We start from the raw sequence: 24,385 nt of genomic DNA, 5'->3' as shown, positions 1-24,385 counted from the left end.
TTTGTAAACACTTTGAACACACGCACCAATTTTATTCCCTTTCTTGACCTCAAGCGCATTAATAAACCTTATGAAACACCGATTATTGAAATTCTGACAAAGAAAGTTTCTTCAGGATGGTATATTCTAGGCGATGAGGTCTATCATTTTGAAAAATCTTTTGCAGAATATTGTGGAACAAAGCATTGTATTGGTGTAGCAAATGGGCTTGATGCACTGGCATTATTACTCAAAGCATCTGATTTCCCGAAAGGTTCTGAGGTAATTGTACCTTCAAATACGTATATAGCTACTATACTTGCGGTGTCTATGGCGGGCCTGGTTCCCGTTCTGGTAGAACCCGATTTGTATACCTATCTGATTGACCCTCAGAAAATTGAAGAAAAAATTACTCCAAAAACCCAGGCAATTTTAACAGTTCATCTTTATGGCAAATGTTGCAATATGAACGCCATCAATGCCATTGCCCAAAAATACAACCTGAAAGTTTTTGAAGATACAGCTCAGGCGCACGGGGCAAGTTACGAAGGGCAAAAAGCCGGAAATTTATCGCACGGGGCAGGTTTTAGTTTTTACCCTACAAAAAACCTGGGCGCTATGGGTGATGCCGGAGCTGTTACAACCAATGATGATGAACTGGCCGGCAGGATACGTGCATTAAGAAATTATGGTTCGGCAGAAAAATATATTTTTAACGAACAGGGAATAAATAGCCGGCTTGATGAAGTGCAGGCGGCTATACTTAACATTAAGTTACCGGTTTTAGAGCTTGTAAATGAAAGACGCCGGCAAATTGCCCAGAGGTATCTATCTGAAATCAGTAATCCGGAAATTATTTTGCCTTCTGCTGGGTCTGTAAGTTCAGATGCCTGGCATTTATTTGTGGTTCGGCTGAAAGACAGAGCAAGATTCAGAGAGTATCTGCGCGAGAATCTGATTGGTTCAGATATGCACTATCCGGTGGCTCCGCATAAGCAGCTAGCCTATAAAGAATGGAATGCGGACTCATACCCGATTTCAGAACTTCTTCATAATGAGGTGCTAAGTTTACCTTTGAACCAGACATTGACCGACGAAGAGGTTAGTTACATCATAGAAAAAATTAACCATTATTGATACAATATGCTTTTGTCGGTGGTAATACCTGTCTATAGAGGTGAAAAAACGATTGCAAAACTCGTAGCCAAATTGCATGATGAACTAAAGCATCTTGATTTTAATATCATTCTGGTTAATGATGGCAGCCCTGATAATTCCGAAAAGGTTTGCCTTGGGTTGGCGAAAGTTTATGAAAAGGTTCATTTTATTTCACTCCGGAAAAATTTTGGTGAGTTCAACGCTGTCATGTGCGGATTGAATTATGTGAATGGTAACTATGCCGTTATAATTGATGATGACTTCCAGAATCCGCCTTCAGAAATTTTAAAATTATTAACTAAAGCACAGGAAGGAGATTACGATGTAGTGTACAGTTATTATGCAACCAAGAAGCATCACGTGGTTCGGAACATCGGAAGCTGGGTAGTTAACCGGATTACCACCTGGCTTATCCATAAGCCACAGGATTTATACTTGTCAAGTTTCAAGTTGATGAGCAAAGATCTGATTACCGAAATTGTTAAGTACAAAGGTCCGTACCCTTATATTGATGCTTTGGTTTTTAGAACAACTAACCGGGTAAGCACTGTACAGGTTGAACATAACGACAGGCTGGAGGGAGAGTCAAACTACACAGTAAAAAAACTTGTCCGGCTTTTTATGATAATCGTTTTTGGTTATTCAAATCTGCCCATCAGGTTTGTTCAGGCCACAGGTCTTATTCTAATCTCTCTGTCGGTGCTGCTCTTCATTTTGTTTTTTACCAATGTGCTTCATGGTTGGGGTTTGGCTGCTTTGTGTTTTTTTAGTGGTATTCAGATAAGTGCGCTGGGAATAGTAGGCGAGTACATAGGTAAATTTTTCCTGACCCAAAACGGAACACCTCAGTATGTTGAAAAATACAATTCGCTAAATGCTAAGCAGTAGACAAGAATACCAGATAATGTATGAAGCCGAAGGCCAACTTTGGTGGTATAAAATTCTGCACGAAAAAATTCTAAATGCTATTACCAGCAAATTTGCTGATAACAAAAAAATAAAAATTCTTGATGCCGGTTGTGGTACAGGTGGCCTGATGCAATTGCTGATTAAGCAAGGTTATGTGAATATTGAAGGTTTTGATTATTCAGACGATGCCGTTGATTTCTGTAAAGAACGAAAACTGAATGTTCAGAAAATTGACCTTACAGATTTTAATGCTGAATTTGAAGATGCAAGTTTTGATGTTATCATTAATGATGATGTGCTTTACCAGTTTGAAGATGAAGTAATTGTAAAGGCCATAAAAAATATGGAACGAAAACTAAAGCCCGATGGGATGCTGATTTCAAACAACAATGCGTTTCAGATTTTTTATGGCACGCATGATATGGCAGTAGGAGGGGTAAAGCGATTCACAATATCTGATTTCGAGAAATATTTACTACCTACAAATCTGAAAATTATTCATCATACTTATTGGAGCCTTTTCTTGTCGCCGCTCATTTTGGGTGTAAGGTTGCTGCAGCAGTTTCAGTTAAAATTTAATCTGGTTGACAGAACCGCCATTAAGTCTGATGTAAGTGTGCCAGGAAATTTTGTAAACAACGCTTTATACAAAATAGTAAAGTTGGAAGAACAGCTATTCAGGAGGGGTATTTTTGGAAGCTCTCTTTTTTTAATCATGGTAAAAAAATAAAGACCTCCGTAAAGAGGTCTTTATTTTTTATTAACCATTCCGCTTAGTTCATTATTTTTCCAATTACATTATCATAAATGTTTTTGGCTGTTTTGGTAGTGATAACCACTTCATTATCTATAATGAAGCTGCCGTCTGACACTTCACCCAACAGAGAGAAATTAACATTTTTATTTTTTAGCAAATTCTCAAAAGCCTCTTGTTGTGATGCTTTCACAGAAACCACAACCCGGCTTTGTGCTTCACCAAAAAGGAAGGCATCAGTTCTGAACTGTGCGTCGGTTTTAATTTTGAAACCAAGTTCGTTCGGGAATGATGATTCGGCCAAAGCAATGAACAGCCCTCCATCTGATAAGTCATGAACCGACTCAACCAGTTTGCTGATAATTAATTCTTTCACGGCATCCTGCAAATTATATTCTGTATCCAGATCAAAGGCCGGAGTAGGAGAAGCCTTAATGCCACGGTATGAGTAAAGATACTCAGACGAGGCAATGTCATCTTTCGATTCTCCAACCAGATATATCAGGTCGCCTGCATTTTTAAAATTCAGGGTCATGTGATTCTCCGAGCTTTCCATCAAACCTAGCATACCAATGGTTGGTGTCGGAAACACCGGGCCATCGTCTGAGCTCTGATTGTAAAAACTTACATTACCACCAGTAACCGGTGTCTTAAATTTCAGGCAGGCTTTGCTCATCCCTTTAATGGCTCCCACAAATTGCCAGTACACCTCAGGGTTGTATGGGTTGCCAAAGTTAAGGTTGTTGGTAATGGCCAATGGCTCACCTCCGGTGCAGACAATATTCCGGGCTGCTTCAGAAACGGCAATCTGGCAACCTACTTCCGGATCTGCATTTACGTATCTTCCGTTACAGTCTACTGTAATAACAATTGATTTACTCAATTCTCCTTTTTCCGGATTCCGCAATCTTACCACTGCGGCATCAGACGGACGATTGGTGCTGCGGTTCGCGGTACCAACGGTTGAGTCATATTGTTCGGTTATCCATTTTCTTGAACAGATGTTCGGGTGAGACAACAGATGCTCAGCCACTTTAACCAGTTCAGCTTTATCCTGAATATCTGCTATCGATTGGATATCAAATTTTTTGAACTCCTGGTAATAGGCCGGCTCGCGATACTCTCTATGATATTGAGGCGCGCCGCCACCTAACACTAAATCTTCTGCCGGTACATCTGCAATTAATTTACCGTGTTGGTAGAAATGCAAGCGCTGGGTATCTGTTACTTCACCAATTTGTGCGCAGTGCAAATCCCATTTATCAAATATGCCTTTTATTAAATCTTCTTTGCCTTTTTCAACCACAACCAGCATACGCTCCTGTGACTCCGAAAGTAGAATTTCCCATCCGTGCATATTGGCCTGGCGGGTTGGTACTTTGTCAAGATCTATAATCATGCCGTGTTCACCTTTGGCGCTCATTTCAGAAGTTGAGCAGATGATACCCGCAGCACCCATATCCTGTATACCAATTACATATCCGGTGTTGATGATTTCAAGGGTAGCTTCCAAAAGAAGTTTTTCCATGAATGGGTCTCCCACCTGAACAGCCGGAAGTTTCTCGGTTGATTTATCAGTAATATCTTCAGAAGCAAAAGTGGCTCCGTGTATTCCATCCTTACCAGTGGCAGAACCAACAATGAAAACAGGGTTACCTACACCATAAGAGGTAGCCGATGCCTGTTTGCCCACTTCAACTATACCGGCAGAGAAAGCATTTACCAATGGATTGGTATTGTAGCAATCATCAAAGTAGATTTCACCACCTACTGTCGGAATCCCGAAAGCGTTACCGTAATCACCAATACCTTTTACTACACCCTTCAACAAACGTTGCGTTTTGGGCGAATTGATATTGCCAAACCGTAGTGAGTTAAGCTGCGCAATCGGACGGGCACCCATAGTAAAGATGTCGCGATTGATACCACCCACTCCGGTTGCTGCCCCCTGATAAGGTTCAAGCGCAGATGGGTGATTATGAGATTCAATTTTGAAACTACAAGCAAGGCCATCACCAATATCAACAAGGCCTGCATTTTCTTCACCGGCTTTTGCCAGCATACGGTCAGAATCGCGCGGAAGAGTTTTCAACCATACAATTGAATTTTTGTATGAACAGTGCTCTGACCACATAACCGAGAAAATTGATAGCTCAGTAAAGTTGGGAGTGCGTCCTAAAATTTGTTTTATCTTTTCAAATTCTTCGGGCAATAGGCCAAGTTTCTTGGCGGTTTCGAAAGTTGGAAGTTGTTCGATTGTTTCCACAAAAAGAAGATTCGTATATTTTTTACAAATTTACGTTTTTTCGGGGGCTTGTGAAAGGAAAAAAAAATGAAAAATTATTTAGTCAGGCATTGACATTTATATCTTAAAGCCGTATCTTTGCAAAACAATTGAGAGACACAGAGAGATGGCAGAGTGGTCGAATGCGGCGGTCTTGAAAACCGTTGACTGTTAAAGGTCCGGGGGTTCGAATCCCTCTCTCTCTGCGGAAGCCGAATCATTTGATTCGGCTTTTTTGTTATTAAATTTCATACCAAAACACAAAAAGCTATGTGGAAAGAAGAAAACAATAAACTGACAAAAACTTTTCAGTTCAAAGATTTTTCAGAGGCCTTTGCTTTTATGACAAGAGTAGCCATGCTGGCTGAAGTACACGGGCATCACCCCGACTGGTCAAATTCCTGGAACAAAGTAAACATTTCTTTATCGACCCATGATGCCGGAAATATAGTAACAGGAAAAGACTACGACCTGGCCAAAGACATTGAAGAATTGGTAAGTAAATAGATAATGATAGTTTAATAGGTGCTTATAACGCACCTATTCGCTTTTTATAGAATGGTTATTTTTTTTTAAAAAATTGTTCTCAGGTTTTAAATTTATACCGCCTGAGAATTGAATATTTTGCACTGAGTTGATACATAGTGCAGTATATTTAATTCTCAGCCCAAATAAAAATCGCTTACAATTGCAGAAAATAGCCAGAATCTTCAATTTTTGGCTTTCTAAGAAAGCCACATATAACCTGTTGATTCAATTATAAGTATAAAAAGGTAAAAAATAGGATAAAAAAATCCTGAAAGTGCTTATTTGGAGTTTGTGGGTTAATACAGCTTGAAAAGACTGTTTTTGTGTATTTCTAAACCATTTTGTAATTTAAATTACGCTTCAAATGAAATCTGGCAGGCAGGAGAGAATAGGCATAGAAATTTCAAAATCATCATTGCTCAAAAGGCCATCATGATTTTTCCGATTGCATTACAGTCGAAATAGAAGTATAGAGTAAACAGCGGACAACAGAATAAAGGCCAAAAGTGATTTGCTAAAAAAAGCAAAACGACTATCAGAAATGAATTGATTATTTAAGTTTTATAATGCACAATAGAAAACAAGCAACTCTGTAAACAAAGCAGGTGCTGTATATTGAGGCACATAAAATAACATATCTTACAAAATGAAAGAAAATCTATGTAACCGATATGTCATATCAATATCAACAAATGTATATTAACACACTTGAAGCAACGGAAATCAAAAAAAAACAGAAATTACCACGCTGTTGAATAAGTACGAGGGCGACTCTGTAAGCTTGCTAAGTAACCTTTAGGAGCATACATTTCTTTCTCCTCATTCATTCGGGTCATTAAAAAACCACCAAATGCCAGCGATGCGATAGTAAGTAGTAACATAGTTTTAGCACGTTTAGTCAGTTCAAATTTCTCAAAATACTTCAACAATACAAGAACTAAAAAAATCTTTGGTCGGCTTACGGATAATTTTATCCCGAAATAATGCCAATTGAAGTAGATTTTAGTTAAAAAAAGCAAAAATATTCAAAAAAGACAGGTGAGTTGATAATTAAACTTGCACAATATCTTATTTTTTCAGGCTATTTATCAATACGAAAAAGCACTTCTCGGGCGTGACTGAAGGCTCATCATATATCCTTTTGGGGCGTAAAGCTCGTTAGTTTCACGCATTTTTGTCATCATTAAACCTCCGACTGCAAATGCTATGGCTGCTAGAATCATGGACTTTAGGTTTATTGTTTCTCAAATATATGTATATAAATATTATATGTCAAGTATTTTCAGAAATTTTTGAAAGAAAGATATTAAGTGAATGATTCAGGTATCTTCACTTTTTATTCTTAATGCTGGTACAGATTTGCATTAATGCGCTTTTAATTATCAATACACTTCCAGTTAAGTACCTAATTGCTTACTTTTGTGAAAAAAAGTATAGTGAAGCTCGTTCTTGTTCCAACACCGATAGGAAACCTTGAAGATATTACATTAAGAGCCATTAATGTACTGAAAGACGCTGATTTAATATTATCAGAAGATACCAGAAATACTGGTTTTTTGCTGAAGCATCTGTGTATATCCAAACCGCTGCAGAGCCATCATGCCTTTAATGAGCACCAGACGATAGGTAAAATTGTAGAAAGATTAAAAAAAGGCGAGAAGATAGTGCTGGTTTCTGATGCCGGAACTCCCGCCATTTCAGACCCGGGCTTTTTGTTGGTAAGAGAATGTATCCGTAACGGAATTGAGGTAGATTGCCTGCCCGGAGCCACCGCTTTTGTACCTGCTCTGGTAAATTCTGGTTTACCTTGCGACAGATTCACCTTTGAGGGTTTTCTTCCGGTAAAGAAAGGTCGGCAGACACGCCTCAAATCGCTCGTTACAGAAGAAAGAACCATGATTTTTTATGAGTCGCCGTTCAGGTTGCTTAAAACCTTGGAAAACTTCGTTGAGTATTTTGGCGCAGAGCGTCAGGCCAGTGTTTCCAGAGAAATCACGAAGATGTATGAAGAAACCGTGAGAGGTACTTTGTCGGAAATTATTGCTAATTTTGCAAACCGAAGCATTAAAGGTGAGATAGTTATTGTAGTGCAGGGTTGCAGCTAATACCAATTTATGAGGCCTGTGGCTTCTGTTCATTAAGTTTTAATTGTTTGTTTTATGTTCGAGAGTCTTAAAGCGTTTACTGTTGAGCAGATAATTATCATCTTTTCTACCCCTTTATATACGGTTTTGATTCTTGGGGAAATCATTCTCAGCAATATTCAGGACCGCAGGTTTTATACTGTTAAAGATACGCTAACCAATATTTACCTCATGTTATTGAACGGAGGTATAGATTTGCTGTCAAGGGGTATAACCTGGCTTATATTGGCCTGGGCGTTTCAATACCGGTTTTTTGAAATCCAGAATCCGGTTCTTTACTGGGGCTTACTTTTTATTGCTGAAGATTTTGTGTTTTATGTGTTGCACTATGTTGATCATCACTCAAGGTTTTTCTGGGCGGCTCATGTTACCCACCATTCGTCAGAGCAGTTTAATTTAACGGTGGGTTTCCGTTCATCGGTGTTTCAGCCGCTTTACAGGTTCATTTATTTTTTACCGTTGTCGCTATTCGGATTCAAGGTGGCCGACATCGCCGTTATGTATTCAATTACCCAGATTTACGGTATTCTGGTGCATACCAGTTACATACCAAAGTTTCGTAAAATGCCCTGGATATTATTAGAATACGTAATTGTAACACCTTCTCAGCACCGGGTTCATCATGCTTCCAATATAGAGTATCTTGATAAAAACATGGGTATGTGTCTTACCATCTGGGACAGAATGTTTGGTACTTTTCAAGAAGAAATAGACGATTTGCCTATTAAATATGGTTTGGTTTCACCTTTAGAAAACCGGAATGCCGTCAATATTGTGTTTCATGAGTGGGTAAAACTCTTTAAAGACCTCAGAAAACCACTTAATTTTACAACAAAGCTCAAATATATGTATAAGCCCCCGGGTTGGTCGCATGACGGCAGCACCAAAACCAGTAAAGAACTAAGAGCAGATCTTGAAAAAGAAAAGACACAGAACACAGAAACTTTATATCATTAATTATCTAATCATACATGAAATTACTTGAGAACAAAATAGCCCTGATAACCGGTGCTTCGCGAGGAATTGGGAGAGAAATCGCCAAAAAGTTCGCAGAACAAGGTGCAAATATAGCCTTTACTTACTTGTCTAGCGTTGAGAAAGGCCAGGCTTTAGAAGCCGAACTGGCAGCTTATGGTATAAAGGCCAAAGGGTACCGCTCTGATGCCTCAGACTACCAGGCAGCTGAGCAACTGGTTAACGATGTGGTGGCCGACTTCGGAACACTAGATATTGTAGTAAATAATGCGGGTATTACGCGTGATACACTTTTAATGCGAATGTCTGAAGACCAATGGGATGAAGTGCTTCGTGTAAACCTGAAGTCGGTTTTCAACCTTACCAAAGCTGCAACCAAGCCAATGATGCGTGCCAAACAGGGTTCAATTATCAACGTAACCTCAGTAGTTGGCTTAATGGGTAACGCTGGCCAGTCTAATTACGCTGCCTCCAAAGCGGGTATCATTGGTTTTACAAAATCAATAGCTAAAGAGCTGGGTTCAAGAAATATCCGTTCAAATGCCATTGCACCTGGTTTTATTGAAACCGAAATGACCGGCGAACTGAACGAAAAAGCATTGGAAGACTGGTTGAAAAATATACCATTAAAACGTGCCGGCCAGGGAGAAGAAGTGGCCAATGCCTGCGTGTTTCTGGCGTCTGACATGTCAAAATACGTTACAGGCCAGGTATTACAGGTAGATGGCGGTATGCTGATGTAAGCCGCATTTATAATCAATTATAGTTTGTATCGTCAGGGATGTTTTACATAGTCCCTGACGATATTTTTTTGTATCTTGGCAAAATAATTATCCACCAATGGTGTTGTTTTAGTAGTATCATTTTTTAACAAGAATTTCCCGTTTATGAATGGGGCCGGGGTTTATGAAATCCGAACTAATCTTTCAGTCTTCTCCTTGGTTTATCTTACTTTGCTTACTGGCAGGTGGTATATATAGCTTTCTACTTTATCAGAAAAAATCAAACTTTACAACACTTCAAAACAGGCTTTTGGCCGTTGCCAGGGGTATTCTGGTTGCCCTGCTTGCTTTTTTACTTGTAAACCCGCTGTTGAGAAGCAATAAAACAAGCATTGAGAAACCTACCGTGGTGCTGGCAGTTGATAACTCTGCCTCAATGGCTAAAGGCGGCGAAGAAAAAATAAATGCGCTGAAAGACAATCTGCAGAAACTGATAAAGGCAATTGAAAGCAAGGGTAATAATGTAGAGATTAAAACATTGAGTGAAACTGAATTAAACGGCGACATCAATTCTTTAAAATTTAACGAAAAAACTACCGATTTATCTGGCTTACTGGCCGGTATAAAGAATAATTATGAGGGCCGAAACCTGACAGATGTAATTCTGGTGTCTGATGGCATAGCCAATTCGGGTGTTTCGCCTACCTATGGCAAGTATAATTTTAACGTACATACCATTGGCTTAGGTGATACCACCCTGAGAAGAGATGTGAAGCTGAACGCCATCTATGCCAACCGGATCGCTTATCTGGGCAATAAGTTTCCTGTACAGGCTGAAATTTCAAGTTATGGGTATACAGGTAAAACAACCTCGGTTCTGCTGAAACACGGAGGAAAAATAATAGACCGCCAAACAGTAAGTTTTGATACGGACACCGACCTGAAACAGATAACTTTTTATGGCAATGCAGAACAAAAAGGCTTGCAGCGCTATACAATTGAAGTGGTGCCGCTCAATGGAGAATTTACGGCCAGAAACAACGCCCGCGATGTGTACATAGATGTAGTAGACGGCAAAGAGAAAATTCTTCTGGTGGCATTGGCTCCGCACCCCGATATTAAGGCTATCAGGGCCATAATTGAGAAAAATGAGCTGTATGAACTAACAGTAAAGGTACTTCAGAGCGATAATATTAATGAAATTGGCACCCAGCCATTTGATGTGCTCATTCTCCACCAGTTACCAGACCTCTACGGTGCAGGCGGTAACCTGCTGAACCGCCTGATGGCGCAGGCAAAGCCCACTTTGTTTATTCTGGGTAATCAATCCAATATTGCTGGTTTTAATGGCATACAGCAAACGCTTAGCATTCTGGCGCAGGCAGGAAGGGCAGATAAAGTGAGCGCAAAATTTAACAGTAGCTTTAACCTTTTTAATCTGGATGGCGATAAACTAAGTATTCTTGAAAAATTACCGCCTCTGTTGGCGCCATTTGGCGAATACCGGCCAGGAACCGGCAGTGAAATTATTCTTTACCAACGTGTAGGGTCAGTGGTTACACCTAAACCGCTGCTGATTGCCAATACTGCTAATGCACGTAAATCGGCTGTTTTAACGGCTGAGGGCATCTGGCAATGGCGTTTGGAAGAGTTTGCCCTGACCGACAAGCAGGAAATTGTAGACGAGGTATTTATGAAAACCCTGCAATTGATTTCTATAAAAGACGATAAACGTAAACTGAGGGTGTATCCGGTGTCAAGAGAGTTTTCGGTAGATGAAAAAATTGTTTTTGAAAATGAAGCCTATAATGATATCTACGAGCGGATATATAACCAGAGCATCAGACTGGAAATAACTGACGAAAAAGGCACTACCAAAAGCTATAACTATACCATCAGCCAGGACAACACCCGTTTTGAAATTTCAGGCCTGGGCGAAGGCGTTTACCGCTACAAGGCCGCAACGCAGGTACTAGGCAAGAGCGAAGAAGTAAGCGGCCAGTTTGTAGTGCAAAATACCGACTTAGAAGACCTCACCCATACCGCCGACTTTAATTTACTGCGCACGCTGGCGCAGCAAAACAAGGGTAAATTTTATGAGGCAGGCCGCCTAAACAATCTGACTGAGTATTTATCAACAAACCAAAGTCCCGATAAAATAAGCAGTATTGAAGAAATGAATGAGTTCATTAATCTAAAATGGGTGTTCTTTGTGCTGCTGGTTCTGGCCAGTGTAGAGTGGGTGTCGCGCAAGTATCTGGGTACTTACTAAAAATCTGGTTTATTCGTAATAAATGATTTTTATATTTTATTAGCGAAAATTAAATTTCAAAAACAGGAGGTTTTTCTCCTGTTTTGTAGTTTTTAGTGAGGTGTTGTATTTTATTTATACCAGTCTTACTTAAGGTATTGTATTTTTTTTAGTCTAATCGCAGTTCAAACTATTCAATTCCGGCACTATCGGTCTGGCATTAATGGCTTCAGCACCGGCTTCAAATGCAGCATTCAAATATCTTTATCAGGCATGGCAACCGCTTCAATTTTTTAAATGAGGTGTTTGTTGACCTTTATCAGATTAACTTCTTGTTTCATGAAATAGGAAATTATAAAACGAAGTTTTGTTTAGATTTGTATCAGATTCAGTAATTTCATTATTCGGTACTTTTTTTTGTGCTTTTATGCCCGGAATCAGTCTTTTTAAATGCGTTTCCGGCAAGTATTTTTTTGCATAATTAAAAGATACCAAGCTTGAAGGAAATAGTATTTTTCCGCGAGAAATGCGTTCAATTTTGTAAATTCTTTGAAATTATTTCTTTAATAATGCTGTTATAGAGTTTGTCGTGTTATTTTGCAATCAGCATGGCGTTTAATTAATTATAAGCAAGTATGAATATAGGAGACAAGGTAAGATTATTACATTCGAAAGAAGAAGGCATCATAACCAGATTTTTAAAAGATAACGTTGTTGAGGTAGAAATTGAAGCCGGCTTTAAATTGCCGGTTTTAAAGAGAGAACTGGCCGTTGTATCAAAAACAGAAACACAGTTTTTTAAACCTGCACCTGTTACGGCAGATAACAAACCCAAAGAAACCAAACCCATCATTAAGGCCGACAAAGGTATTTTTCTGGCATTTGTGCCGGTTAATGAAAAAGAAGTATCTGTTAATATTGTTAATAATACAGACTGGGACCTGCCCTTTGCGCTTACATTAACCACAGACCGCATACATGTAGGCCTGGCAGGCGGCTTAATTAATGCAAAAAGTTATCAGAAATCAAGCCTTGATTTGTTGATTAAAGATATGGAAACCTGGGGAAGTTTCTCTATCAGAGTGCTTTATTTTAACAATGGGCCGTTTGATGAGCGCGCGCCTTTGTTTAAAAAGCTCAGAATCAGAGCCAACACCTGGCCTAATCATAAAAATAAAACACCCATTCTTGAAAGAGAATCGTATTTGTACCAGCTTGACAGCGACGACGCAGAAGCCATACCCACAGAAAAAGCAGAACCTAAGCCAAAATTGGTAATAGATGCCAACAAACTGAAAGAAAGCATGATGGCCCAGAAGTCGGTTGAGACATTGCCTAAAACCTACGAAAAGCCTGCGCCAATGGTAGATTTACACATAGAGCAGCTTACTAAAAACCATAGGACACTCAACAACGCCGAGATGCTTGAGCTGCAGATGAATACTTTTCTGAGCAAGTTTGAACAAGCCATAGCCAGCGGTATGGACGATATAACGTTTATACACGGTGTGGGTAACGGTGTTTTAAGGCAGGAAATCCAACGCCGGTTATCAGGCCATAAGAATGTGGCGTGGTTTGAAGACGCCCAGAAAGAAAAATTTGGTTATGGCGCCACCCGCATTAAGATAAAATAGATTTAAACCTCATGATTTTTTCGTTGTCAAAAACGTTTTGCTCAAAAAAGTACAATTAACAATACCCTATGAAGAAGCTAACAATTGTCTGTTGTTTGTTTGTAAGCGCACTTTTGTATTCAAATCATGAAGCCGTTGCCCAAAAAACGGCAGAACCCGAAGCCCCGGTAGAAAAATACCTGCAAGATTCAGTAAAAGTGGAAAAAGTCTTATCTAATATCAGCATACCATTTAACATTTCGATGGCCGACATCGAAAAGCAAATCAATGCCAGTATCTCCGGGCTTATTTACGAAGATAACAGCTATACCGACAATAATAATGACGACTTTAAATGTAAGGTCTGGAAAAAATCTAATATTATTATTACAGCAGCCACCAATGATGTTTTTGATTTCACGGTTCCGCTGAAAGTATGGGCAGAGCAGGGTATCGGCGCCTTTGGCTTCAAAAAGTACATTCCTGTTGAGTTTGAAATCAACATGAAGTTCTCAACAAGGTTTACCATCAGGCCAGACTGGGCCGTTCAGACCTCAACATCGCCCAACGGTTACCAGTGGATTACCAAGCCTAAAGTTAACCTGGGTATAGATATTCCGATAGATTTCATTATCGGTAAAATAATAGATAACAATCAGTCAGGTTTTGCGCGCTCAATAGATGATGCCGTTGCCAAAAATCTGTCAATCAAGCCTTATGTTATACAGGCATGGAACGCCGCCCTGCAACCGTATCAGGTGTCGGCAGAATACCGGACCTGGGTTAAAATAACGCCGCTTGAGGTGTTGATGACCCCACTGGTAACCGCCGGAAGAAACGTAAGGTCGGTGCTTGGTTTAAAGGCTTACACCGAAACCATTACCGGCGAAAAGCCATTCGCTCCGTTTTCTGTAAGCACTATACCTAATCTGAAACTGGTGCAGAGCATACCAAACGATTTTCAGGTGGGGTTAATGAGCGACGTGCCATTTACAGAAGCCGCCGCCATTGCCAAAAAAATGTTTGTTGGCCAGGTGTATGATTTCAAAGACGGTAAATATAAAATAGAAGTAACCGATCTTGATATTTATGGTAGTGACGAGTATCTGGTTATTAAGGCCATGATAAAAGGCAAACTGAAAGGCACTATATACATAAAGGGTATCCCGGTTTACAGCCCGGCCAGAAAAAGCATAGTCTTGAGCAATACCCAGTTTGATATCAAAACCAAGAATATACTGGCCAGGGCGGCATCGTGGCTGTTAGAAGGCAAAATGGTGAAAATGATTGAAGAACAATATGGCCTGCCAATAGATGAGCTGCTCGCTTATGCCAAACAAAACGTTGAGTCTGCCATGAACACCGAGTACAAAAAAGGAGTGAAGCTGGCCGGAAAGATTGAAAGCGTAACGCCAGATAAAGTTTATCTGACACCGTCAAGCATTGTTGCGGTGGTTGTTGCCAAAGGAAAAGTTGAATTGAAGGTAGACGGAATGTAAGGGGGGCGTATCGCATAAAAATTAATTAGTTTATTTTTGGCGAAGTTTAATGAGTCAGGAAACTGCTAATGACCCAGCCACCGAAATAAGAATATTTTTTTTAAATATTGTTTGCCAGCAGGGGAGTTTCTACCTTTGTGTGCAGAAAAAAGCGGGCCGTCTTATCGCTGCTACAAGGTGCAAACCGAAGAGTTGAGGAAAGTCCGAACAGTGCAGAGCATCATGCTACCTAACGGGTAGGGGGGAATCGGGCGACTGATTGCCTACAGCCAGTGCCACAGAAAATATACCGCCGCAAGGTAAGGGTGAAAAGGTAGGGTAAGAGCCTACCGCTTGTCTGGTGACAGACAGGGCATGGTAAACCTCATGAACTGAAAGACCAAATAAACCGACACAGCCATCTGCAAAGATAGCTTAAGGGCTGCTCGCCCGAGTCGGAGGGTAGGTTGATAGAAGCAGCAGGCAACTGTTGTTCCAGATAAATGATAAGACTTTAGCAGAAATGTTAAAGACAGAATTCGGCTTACAGGCTCGCTTTTTTCTTCTTTAGATACCTTATAAAGTTAAAATAGGTTATAGTCATAAAAAATCCTTATGAAACTTTGATTTCGTAAGGATTTTTTATAATTTTGCAGTCCAAAAAATGCGCAAAGGGGACGGGTTCCCCATTAAAACAGAAAAAAATGGCAGTTAAAATCAGATTAGCAAAAAGAGGACGCAAAAAAGCTCCATTGTATGACATCGTAGTAGCTGACGCTCGTTCACCACGTGATGGTAAATTTATCGAGAAATTAGGTCAGTACAATCCTCAATCTACCCCTGCGGGCATCATATTGAAAGATGAGAGAGCCCTTTACTGGTTAATGGTAGGTGCAGAACCAACCGATACCACCCGTAAAATCTTGTCAGTAAAAGGTATATTGCTTAAAAAACACCTTCAGGTTGGTGTAAATAAAGGAGCCATTACTCAGGATGTAGCAGATGCTCGTTTCGAGTCTTGGTCTAAAGAAAGACAAGAAAACCGCGAATCAAGAATTGCCAAACTTTCTGAAGGCAAAGATGCAGCTAAAAAAGCAGCATTTGAAGCAGAACGTAAAAAACGCGCTGATATGGAAGCCGCTCAGCAAAAAGTTATTGCTGACGCTGAAGCAGCTGCCGCCGCTGCAGCAGCCCCTGCTGAAGAAGAAGCGCCTGCAACAGAAGCAACTGAAGAATCAGCAGAAGCATAATTCGGAGATTCCATCTAACGAAATTATAAAAAATCCTCGCCCAAAAGCGGGGATTTTTATATTGAATCAAAAATGTTATGACAAAAGAGGATTGCTATATATTAGGTAAAATAACCAAAACTCATGGTCTGAAAGGCGAACTGGCCATCTGGCTTGATGTTGATTATCCTGAAGACTACGAAGAGCTTGATTCTGTTCTGCTTGAAATAAAAGGAGAGCTGGTGCCTCATTTTGTAGAAGAAATCCAGATTAGACCTGCCAAGTCTATCATCAAGTTTGAAGACATAGATACCATAGAAGAGGCGCAAAAACTCGTAAACTGTGATATTTATCTGCCGGAAGACAACCTGCCTGAGCTGGAAGACAACGACCAGTTTTATTACCATGAGATTATCGATTTCACGGTAGTAGACAACGTAAAAGGTAAACTGGGCAAAGTTCTGGCTGTGTATACATCAGACCGCCAGGACCTCATAGCTATGCATTATGAAGGCACAGAAATACTGATTCCGATTAATGACGACATAGTAAAGACAGTTGACCGCGACAAAAAAGAGTTGTACACGCATTTGCCGGAGGGGCTAATGGAGGTTTATCTGGACAATAGCAACCTACAGCCCGACGATGAAGACGACGACGAGCCAGAAGCATCCTGATAAATAAAATGGAAAACATTACACAGGCACATACAGGCACTACTGAAAACAGCGGTATTCGTATTGATATTATATCATGCGTACCCCGTTTGCTAGACAGTTATTTTGACCACTCAATATTGAAGCGGGCAAGAGAAGCCGGGCATGCCGAAGTGCATATCCATGACCTGCGCGACTACTCTGAAAACAAACACCGCCAGGTAGACGATTACGCGTTTGGTGGCGGAGCAGGTATGGTGTTAGGTATTGAGCCTATTGCCAAATGTATTCGCCATTTGCAGTCGGGTAGAGCCTATGACGAAGTTATTTATATGACACCAGACGGCGATGTGTTCGACCAGAAAACGGCCAACAGGCTTTCAATGACACACAACCTCATTATTCTGTGCGGGCACTACAAAGGCATTGACGAGCGCGTGCGCGAACATTTCATTACCAAAGAAATATCAATCGGCGATTACGTCTTATCAGGTGGCGAATTACCCGCCGCTGTTGTATCAGATGCCATCATCAGGCTCATACCCGGTGTTTTAAATGATGAGACCTCAGCATTGACCGATTCTTTTCAGGATAACCTGCTGGCACCGCCGGTATATACCAGACCGGCAGAATTTGAAGGCATGAAAGTGCCGGATGTGCTGCTTTCGGGTCATGAGAAAAAAATTAACGACTGGCGCCTTGAACAATCTATCAAACGTACCCAACAGCGCCGCCCTGACCTGCTAAATTAAGGTAGCCTTCTGCTGGCATGGGCATAAGGGCTTACCCAGGTTCTCGCCTGAGTAAAAAAATCTACATTCTTCATACTAATTACAGTCAAAAATTGCATTCTTTCAGGTGGTGTATTTTTTTGGGGCTAAACCTTAGCGAAGGTTTATTGCTCACTTAAAAACATTTTACAGCCATGAAACGAAAAGTTTTTGTACCTCTTGCTTCACTAATTCTTACTTTCTTTATCATTACACAAGCCAGTATGGCAGCTACTGAAACCCCGGTAAAAGATGCGGCCAAAGTTGAAACAGTAAAAGCTGAAAAACTCGAATCAGCTGAAGCCAAGGCTATAATGGCACGGCTGGAAGAAATTAAGGCAATGGATAAGAAAAGCATGACAACGCATGAGAAAAAAGCATTACGCAAAGAAGTAAAAGCGCTTAAAACACAAATGGCCGAGCTTGGCGGAGGTGTTTATATCTCGGCGGGTGCGTTAATCGTAATTCTACTTCTGATATTGTTATTGTAACCAAATTAAACCAAATGCCAGCGCAATGGAAGCAAACCAACAACCCAAACCAGAAGCAGAAGAGGTGCAGTTTCCCGGGTATCCGAAGTATCCGGCCTCAGAAGATATTTATGCCAGAGGTATAAAACAAGAAGCACTAGACCCGGAAAACCCAACGCAAGACAAAGCGCCCAATGAAATTGACCGTCTGGCGTGGAACGAAGCAGATGGCACCTCTGAGGCCTCTGGTGATGACCTGGATGTGCCCGGTGCAGAGCTTGATGATGCCGACGAGGCCATTGGAAAAGAAGACGAAGAAAATAATTATTATAGCCTGGGAGGCGACAATCATACTGATCTTGAAGAATCTCAAAGCGATGTTACAGACAATGAATAAGTATATTAGCAAACAGAGTTTAATGAAAATACTGAAAGAACTGGTGCTTTTCGGGGTATTAATTCCTTTGGCACTGGCTGGTCTCAGTTGTTCGGGTCAAATTATTACCACCCCTCCGCCACCTGCTGTGGTTGAGGTTGCCCCCGGGCCACCTACTCCCAGTTACGTCTGGATTCCCGGTCATTATGTTGCCCGGGGTGGCACTTACGTATGGCGCAATGGTTACTACCGTCAGGCTCCGCGTTACAGAAAAGTTTGGGTTCAGGGCCGGTATGTGCAATCACCCCGTGGATACGTCTACAAAAAAGGTCATTGGCGGCGGTAATTCAATCATTCAAAAATTAAGGCTCATATTCCTTTTTCTGCCAGGCAGAAAAAGGTTTTTGAGCATTTTTTGTTGTTTACGTATAGCAACAACGCTGGCCTGGTAGTTCTTAAAAAATTTACAGGTACCGCACAGTTAAAAAATTATGTTGCTACATACATCTGGCTGATATTAATAGACTATTGAATTTGTTTATTTGTGCATATTTTATTAAATTTGTAATATTACTATTAAAAATAGTGCAAAAAAATATCTAAATAGTCATATTTATTCTACTAAAAAAAGTAAATCTTAAGGCTAATGGCTGAGGAAACAGAAAATCTAATCCCAGAATCTTCCAACAACGGCACAATTATCCCAATCAACATCGAAGACGAAATGCGCGGCGCCTACATTGATTATTCAATGTCGGTTATTATTTCGCGTGCCTTGCCTGATGTTAGAGACGGACTAAAACCGGTTCATCGTCGAGTTTTATACGGAATGGCAGAACTGGGTGTATATCACAACCGCCCTTATAAAAAATCGGCTCGTATTGTAGGAGAGGTGTTGGGTAAATATCACCCGCATGGAGACAGCTCGGTTTATGACACCATGGTGCGTATGGCTCAGGAATGGTCGTTACGCTACACATTGGTTGACGGACAAGGTAACTTTGGTTCAATAGACGGCGACTCACCCGCAGCTATGCGTTATACTGAGGCTCGTCTGAAAAGAATAGCTGAAGAACTACTGGCAGATATCAACAAAGAAACAGTTGATTTTCAGCCCAACTTTGACGATTCGTTAGAAGAGCCATCAGTAATGCCGGGTAAAATACCTAATTTATTATTGAATGGTTCTGCAGGTATTGCCGTAGGTATGGCCACTAACATGGCCCCTCACAACCTTACTGAGGTTGCAGATGGTATAACTGCATATATTGATAACAACGATATTACGGTTGAAGAACTGATGCAGTTTGTTAAAGCGCCCGATTTCCCGACCGGAGCCATTATTTATGGTTACAGCGGTGTAAAATCAGCTTTTGAAACCGGTCGCGGCCGTATCGTTCTGCGTTCTGTAGCCAATTTCGAGGTCTCTAAAACAGGTAAAGACCAGATTGTAGTAACCGAGATTCCGTATATGGTCAATAAGGCCATGATGATTGAGAAAACCGCTCAGCTCATCAACGAAAAGAAAATCGAGGGTATTTCAGACATCAGAGATGAGTCAGACCGTGAAGGGATGCGCATCGTTTATGACCTCCGTAAAGATGCCGTACCAAACGTGGTTCTTAATAACCTTTATAAATATACGCAGCTTCAATCATCTTTCAGTATCAATAACGTGGCGCTGGTTAAAGGCCGTCCGGTTACGCTCAATCTGAAAGACATGATTAAGTACTACGTAGAGCATAGGCTTGAAATTGTAACCAGACGTACGCAATACGATTTAAAAGAAGCCGAAAAACGTGCACATATATTAGTCGGCTTGTTAATAGCCCTCGATTACATTGATGCCGTTATTAGCTTTATCCGTGGTTCAAGAGACGCCGACGAAGCCAGGACAGGCTTGATGAAAGGCGATTTCATGACACCCGAACAAAGACAGGAATTCCTGACGGTTGGTCTTCAACGCCTGCAGATTGTTGATGCCTTTAATTCTGAAGCTGCCGAAACGGGTAATATTCTGAGCGAGGTGCAGGCAAAAGCCATTCTGGATATGCGTTTGCAACGTTTGGTAGGTCTGGAAAGAGACAAGATAACTGCCGAATTTGATGAAATTAAAAATATCATTCTTGACTTACGTGATATCCTAGGTTCGGAAGAAAGAAAACGCAACATCATCAAAGATGAGTTGGCTGAACTGAAAGCCAGATACGGCGACGAAAGACGCTCTAAAATTGAAATGGCCGCCGGTGAATTCAGCATTGAAGATATGATACCTGACGATGAAATGCTGGTAACTATCTCTCATCAGGGGTATATTAAACGTACGCCATTGCAGGAGTACCGCACACAGGGCAGGGGTGGCACCGGGTCAAGAGGTGTAAAAACCAAAGATGAAGATTACACCGAGCATCTTTTTGCAGCTACCAACCATAATTACCTGTTGTTTTTCACCAAAAAAGGTAAATTATTCTGGCTCAGAGTTTTTGAAGTTCCGGAAGGCAGCAAAACCGCCAAAGGAAGAGCCATACAGAACCTGATAAATATTGAAGCCGACGATAAGATTCAGGCAGTGTTGAACGTTTCTACACTTACCGACGAAGACTATATCAACAATAATTATATCGTGATGTGTACCGAAGAAGGTACCGTGAAGAAAACCCTTCTGGAAGCCTATTCTCGTCCGCGTCAGGGTGGTATCATTGCCATCAACATCAATGAAGGCGACAACCTGCTGGATGTTGCCCTTACCAACGGCGATAACAACATTGTAATTGCTGCCAAAAACGGTAAAGTGGTTCGTTTCCATGAGTCAGGTACGCGTCCGATGGGCCGTACAGCCACCGGTGTAAGAGGTATATCTTTAGACGAAGGCGACCGCGCCATTGGTATGGTTTGTGTTTCCAGAGCAGATACCCAGTTACTGGTGGTATCAGAAAAAGGCTACGGAAAACGCTCTGATATTGAAGATTACCGCATTACCTCAAGAGGTGCCAAGGGTGTTAAAACGCTGAATATCACCGATAAAACAGGTGCGCTGGTAGCCATTAAAGAAGTAACCGATGATGACGATCTGATGATTATCACCAAAAACGGTATTGCCATACGCAGTAAAGTGGCCGACCTCCGGGTAATGGGCCGTAATACCCAGGGTGTAAGACTTATCCGCCTTAACGAAACAGACCATATTGCCTCTGTAACCCGTATCATCAGAGAAGATGATGAGGAAGAAGAAGGCACTGGCGCTGAAATAGTAGAAAGTGCCGAATAATGCCCGGTAAAGAGTAGGAGGGTTGTCTACTTTTTATGTTAATACTTTGTTAATTTCCTGAAAATCCCTATTTTTCGCGAAATTAAATTGTCTAACCCTAAGCATTTTAATATTTTTAAAAAATTAACAGAAATATGAAAAAAACCATTTTTGTGTCTGTCTTATCTATGTTTACGGCAGGCGTATTTGCACAATCAGGACTTGATAATCAACTTAAAGATGCGCAATGTAAGTCAGCAGCCGACGAAATTGCCAAAGGAGAAAAAGCAAGTCAGGATGCCAAAAAAGGTGCAAAATCATCTACCTGGGTTAAGCTTGCCGCGGCTTATGAAGACATGGCCATTAACTGCGGAAAAGACTCAATGGCATCAGAAAAAGCATATAATGCCTATAAAAAGGCACTTGAAGTAGAAGCTGGCGGTAAAGGCACCAAAGAAATTGAGGCAGCGCTTACAAGTCAGAAAATTTATTCTGCACTGATGCAACAGGGTGCTGGTTTCTATAACGGTAAAAACTTTACCAGCGCACTTAAATTATTCAGAATTGCCTCAGAAGTAAGCCCAAAAGATACTACGGCTTCTTTGTACACAGGTATTGTTGCGCAATTGGCTAAAGATAACGAGGCCGCTAAAATCTATTTCAATAAGTTTATTGAGCAAGGTGGTAAAGATGCAGCCGTATTCTACAGCTTATCTGAAGTGTACAAAAACGAAAAAAATACAGCTAAAGCTGTAGAAGTACTTAAAAAAGGTATCGCTTCAAACCCTGGCGACAAAGATTTGAAAGGTACACTTGTAAACCTTCAGTTGTCTAGCGGTAATTCTGAAGAAGCTATCAATGAGTTGAAAAAACTGATTGAAGCCGACCCTACAAACGTAAACAATATGCTAAACCTGGCTATTCTTTACGATAACGGCGGTAAAAAAGAAGAAGCGCTTGGCTGGTACAAAAAAATATTGGCTATTGACCCAACCAACTACGATTGTAACTTCAACCTGGGTGTGTTCCACTTCAACCAGGCTGTTGAAATCAAGAAAGAGGTTGATAAAATGGACATGAAAGAGTACCAAAAGAATGGCAAAGCCGTAGAAGACAAAGCCTGTGCCAAATTTGGTGAAGCAAAACCTCACTTTGATATTTGCAAATCTGTAAGAGAAAAAGAAGGTAAAGCGTTAGATCAGGACCTGACAGACAACCTAAACAGTTTAACAACTGTGCTTGAACAATGTTCTAAAAGAAAATAACCAGTTTCAGAACTGAATATATATAAAAACCCTTAGCGTTGTCTAAGGGTTTTTTTTATGCACGGTTTATTGGTTTGCTCAGAATTGATTATTCCGTACCAACGTACGGTAATTTTTTTTCATGCAAATCTCAGGTACAGCCTTAACTTTCAGAATCTGCCGTTTTATAGACAAATAATCATTGAATGATCCATATAAAATTAGCAGTCAATGATAATGTAGAAAGAAGTACATAAATATAAACACGCAGCTCAGGTATGTAACTTAGGGGAGTTTTAGAAGATTCTATTTAACATAATATAAATTATATAACAAATACATCTTTAACTTGATATGCCTGAGAATTGGCTATTTCGGTTTGTACTGATATATTATGAAGGTATTCAATTCTCATTAAAAACAAAAAAAGGCATTTCAACTAAGAAATGCCTTTAATGCCTTTGGTTTTCTACCAACTTTCTTTCTCATTTTTACTTTCTCTGGTCTTTCTTTAATTTTCTTTTCTTCAAAGAAAACACCAAGCGCTTCAATGATTATATCTTTCTGCGACATCCCTTCCCAATATCCGTAATCTTTCATGGTTTCAACCAGTTCATTCGGGCAATCGAATGTAACTTTGGTCGACGGCCCGTTGTCTTGCAATGCCATCAATGCCTGCTGGCTTCCGTTTGGTGCAGAAGCCGGTGTACCTGTGGCTTGTTCAGTACTTTTGGTTGGAACTAAACTTTCAAATGTAAAATTTCTATTTTTTGCCATTTTTCTAAAATTTTAGTTGAACAGTATATAACGCAAACCTTATTAATTATTTGCGTTGAAACTGTCTAGAATTTCCTTAGTTAATTTATAATAATCCATTGCTCCGTTGCTATCTGGTGCGTACGAGAAAATATCCTGTCCGCTTGCCTGTGCTTCCGATATCGCAATGTTGTCTCTGATAGTTGTAGAAAAAAACGAATCACCTAATTGCTTTTTGGTGGCTTCTATAATCTCGTTGCTCAGCTTCTTATTGATTCTCGGGTTGTAGCGTGTTGCAAAAACACCACCTAATTTTGTTTGAGGGCTTATTAACTGCAGCTCTGACGAGTACGATAAAAAATTTCTTAGCCCTTCATAACTCAGGTACTCTGCCTGCAGTGGCACCATGTAAAGGTCGCAGGCAATGAGCGCTATTCTTGTCATCCCTGAAAGTGTGGGCGGACAATCAATCATGATGTAATCATAATTCTTTTTAATTTTCTCCAGTAGCAGTTTCAGGTTGAACGGAAAAACCGGTGATGCTTTAATTACATCTTCTTTGGTGTTTAGTTCGGCTGCACTTGGCAGCAGGTCGCCGATGGGAGTATTAATCACTACACTTTCAAATGGCAGCTCTCCACTCAAATAATTACCAACATGGTTTTTGCCTACCTGTGTTTCCAGAATACCAAAGCACCTGGTTAAACTGGCCTGGCCATCAAGATCAATAAAAAGCACACGAGCGTTTGCAAACTTCTGGAAAGCGGCACCAAGGTTCTGGGTTGATGTAGTCTTACCTACCCCCCCTTTGTTGTTTACTACACTAATTGTCATTGGTTGTA

Annotated in this window: 21 protein-coding genes, 1 tRNA gene and 1 other RNA gene; 20 read left to right on the top strand and 3 right to left on the bottom strand. The window is 40.6% G+C overall.

Translation table 11 applies throughout. From position 1 onward, the window contains the following. Positions 1–12: 12 nt before the first annotated feature. The 3 genes from NZ848_RS12540 to NZ848_RS12530 are packed head-to-tail and all read left to right on the top strand — an operon-like array spanning position 13 to position 2,776. A complete protein-coding gene (locus NZ848_RS12540) occupies positions 13–1,116 on the top strand; it encodes a DegT/DnrJ/EryC1/StrS family aminotransferase (RefSeq protein ID WP_259015746.1) in 1,104 nt (367 codons plus the stop codon). A 6-nt stretch (positions 1,117–1,122) separates the two neighbouring features. Further along, positions 1,123–2,025 (top strand): glycosyltransferase family 2 protein, encoded by a 903-nt coding sequence (locus tag NZ848_RS12535; protein ID WP_259015745.1) that lies wholly within the window; start codon positions 1,123–1,125, stop codon positions 2,023–2,025. Next, entirely contained in the window at positions 2,012–2,776 is a 765-nt protein-coding gene (locus tag NZ848_RS12530) for a class I SAM-dependent methyltransferase (protein WP_259015744.1), read from the top strand. Before NZ848_RS12535 ends, NZ848_RS12530 begins: the two co-directional genes overlap by 14 nt. A 43-nt stretch (positions 2,777–2,819) precedes the next feature. Here the strand turns inward: NZ848_RS12530 and purL are convergent, their stop codons facing one another. After that, positions 2,820–5,066, bottom strand: coding sequence for a phosphoribosylformylglycinamidine synthase subunit PurL (gene purL, locus NZ848_RS12525; protein WP_259015743.1), 2,247 nt, complete (start codon positions 5,064–5,066; stop codon positions 2,820–2,822). A 139-nt stretch (positions 5,067–5,205) separates the two neighbouring features. Here purL and NZ848_RS12520 point away from each other — a divergent pair. The 17 genes from NZ848_RS12520 (at position 5,206) to NZ848_RS12440 (ending at position 22,808) form a co-directional block, all read left to right on the top strand. Continuing rightward, positions 5,206–5,290, top strand: a tRNA-Ser gene (locus tag NZ848_RS12520). Positions 5,291–5,354: 64 nt separating this feature from the next. Continuing rightward, entirely contained in the window at positions 5,355–5,591 is a 237-nt protein-coding gene (locus tag NZ848_RS12515; protein WP_253522412.1) for a 4a-hydroxytetrahydrobiopterin dehydratase, read from the top strand. A 1,457-nt stretch (positions 5,592–7,048) separates the two neighbouring features. Then, positions 7,049–7,717: a 16S rRNA (cytidine(1402)-2'-O)-methyltransferase gene (rsmI, locus tag NZ848_RS12510; protein WP_259015775.1), complete on the top strand. Its 669-nt coding sequence runs from the start codon at positions 7,049–7,051 to the stop codon at positions 7,715–7,717. Positions 7,718–7,771: 54 nt separating this feature from the next. Further along, on the top strand, positions 7,772–8,713 hold the full coding sequence (locus tag NZ848_RS12505) for a sterol desaturase family protein (RefSeq protein ID WP_259015742.1): 942 nt from the start codon (positions 7,772–7,774) through the stop codon (positions 8,711–8,713). A gap of 14 nt (positions 8,714–8,727) precedes the next feature. Beyond that, complete coding sequence (gene fabG, locus NZ848_RS12500) at positions 8,728–9,474, top strand: 3-oxoacyl-[acyl-carrier-protein] reductase (protein WP_101725998.1); 747 nt, start codon at positions 8,728–8,730, stop codon at positions 9,472–9,474. Between the two features lie 163 nt (positions 9,475–9,637). Continuing rightward, entirely contained in the window at positions 9,638–11,725 is a 2,088-nt protein-coding gene (locus NZ848_RS12495; protein ID WP_259015741.1) for a vWA domain-containing protein, read from the top strand. A 614-nt stretch (positions 11,726–12,339) separates the two neighbouring features. Continuing rightward, positions 12,340–13,338, top strand: a complete 999-nt coding sequence (locus NZ848_RS12490) for a Smr/MutS family protein (RefSeq protein ID WP_259015740.1) — start codon at positions 12,340–12,342, stop codon at positions 13,336–13,338. Between the two features lie 68 nt (positions 13,339–13,406). Then, a complete protein-coding gene (locus tag NZ848_RS12485) occupies positions 13,407–14,816 on the top strand; it encodes a DUF4403 family protein (protein ID WP_253522405.1) in 1,410 nt (469 codons plus the stop codon). Positions 14,817–14,964: 148 nt separating this feature from the next. Continuing rightward, positions 14,965–15,358, top strand: an RNA gene (gene rnpB / locus NZ848_RS12480) — RNase P RNA component class A. Positions 15,359–15,499: 141 nt separating this feature from the next. Further along, a complete protein-coding gene (locus tag NZ848_RS12475; RefSeq protein ID WP_259015739.1) occupies positions 15,500–16,045 on the top strand; it encodes a 30S ribosomal protein S16 in 546 nt (181 codons plus the stop codon). 77 nt (positions 16,046–16,122) lie between these two features. Beyond that, on the top strand, positions 16,123–16,701 hold the full coding sequence (gene rimM / locus NZ848_RS12470) for a ribosome maturation factor RimM (RefSeq protein WP_259015738.1): 579 nt from the start codon (positions 16,123–16,125) through the stop codon (positions 16,699–16,701). A 56-nt stretch (positions 16,702–16,757) separates the two neighbouring features. Next, positions 16,758–17,432 carry a tRNA (guanosine(37)-N1)-methyltransferase TrmD gene (trmD, locus tag NZ848_RS12465; protein WP_253535563.1) on the top strand — a complete coding sequence of 225 codons (675 nt, stop codon included), beginning with the start codon at positions 16,758–16,760 and terminating at the stop codon, positions 17,430–17,432. 173 nt (positions 17,433–17,605) lie between these two features. After that, a complete protein-coding gene (locus NZ848_RS12460) occupies positions 17,606–17,941 on the top strand; it encodes a hypothetical protein (RefSeq protein ID WP_259015737.1) in 336 nt (111 codons plus the stop codon). A gap of 25 nt (positions 17,942–17,966) precedes the next feature. Continuing rightward, entirely contained in the window at positions 17,967–18,317 is a 351-nt protein-coding gene (locus tag NZ848_RS12455) for a hypothetical protein (protein ID WP_259015736.1), read from the top strand. Continuing rightward, positions 18,310–18,642, top strand: a complete 333-nt coding sequence (locus tag NZ848_RS12450; RefSeq protein WP_259015735.1) for a hypothetical protein — start codon at positions 18,310–18,312, stop codon at positions 18,640–18,642. Before NZ848_RS12455 ends, NZ848_RS12450 begins: the two co-directional genes overlap by 8 nt. Before the next feature lie 300 nt (positions 18,643–18,942). Beyond that, positions 18,943–21,564, top strand: a complete 2,622-nt coding sequence (gene gyrA, locus NZ848_RS12445; RefSeq protein ID WP_253522392.1) for a DNA gyrase subunit A — start codon at positions 18,943–18,945, stop codon at positions 21,562–21,564. A 134-nt stretch (positions 21,565–21,698) separates the two neighbouring features. Next, entirely contained in the window at positions 21,699–22,808 is a 1,110-nt protein-coding gene (locus tag NZ848_RS12440; RefSeq protein WP_259015734.1) for a tetratricopeptide repeat protein, read from the top strand. A gap of 414 nt (positions 22,809–23,222) precedes the next feature. On the opposite strand, the gene NZ848_RS12435 is transcribed toward NZ848_RS12440, so the two are convergent. Together NZ848_RS12435 and NZ848_RS12430 are read right to left on the bottom strand one after the other, a co-directional pair. Then, a complete protein-coding gene (locus tag NZ848_RS12435; RefSeq protein WP_253522388.1) occupies positions 23,223–23,564 on the bottom strand; it encodes a hypothetical protein in 342 nt (113 codons plus the stop codon). A 42-nt stretch (positions 23,565–23,606) separates the two neighbouring features. Beyond that, positions 23,607–24,377: a ParA family protein gene (locus tag NZ848_RS12430; protein ID WP_259015733.1), complete on the bottom strand. Its 771-nt coding sequence runs from the start codon at positions 24,375–24,377 to the stop codon at positions 23,607–23,609. Positions 24,378–24,385 lie beyond the last annotated feature (8 nt).

The organism is Emticicia fluvialis (assembly GCF_024793945.1).
In the GTDB taxonomy this organism is placed as follows: domain Bacteria; phylum Bacteroidota; class Bacteroidia; order Cytophagales; family Spirosomataceae; genus Emticicia; species Emticicia fluvialis.
Note: the sequence above shows the minus strand (reverse complement) of the source record. Positions and strands in the feature narration are given on the sequence as shown.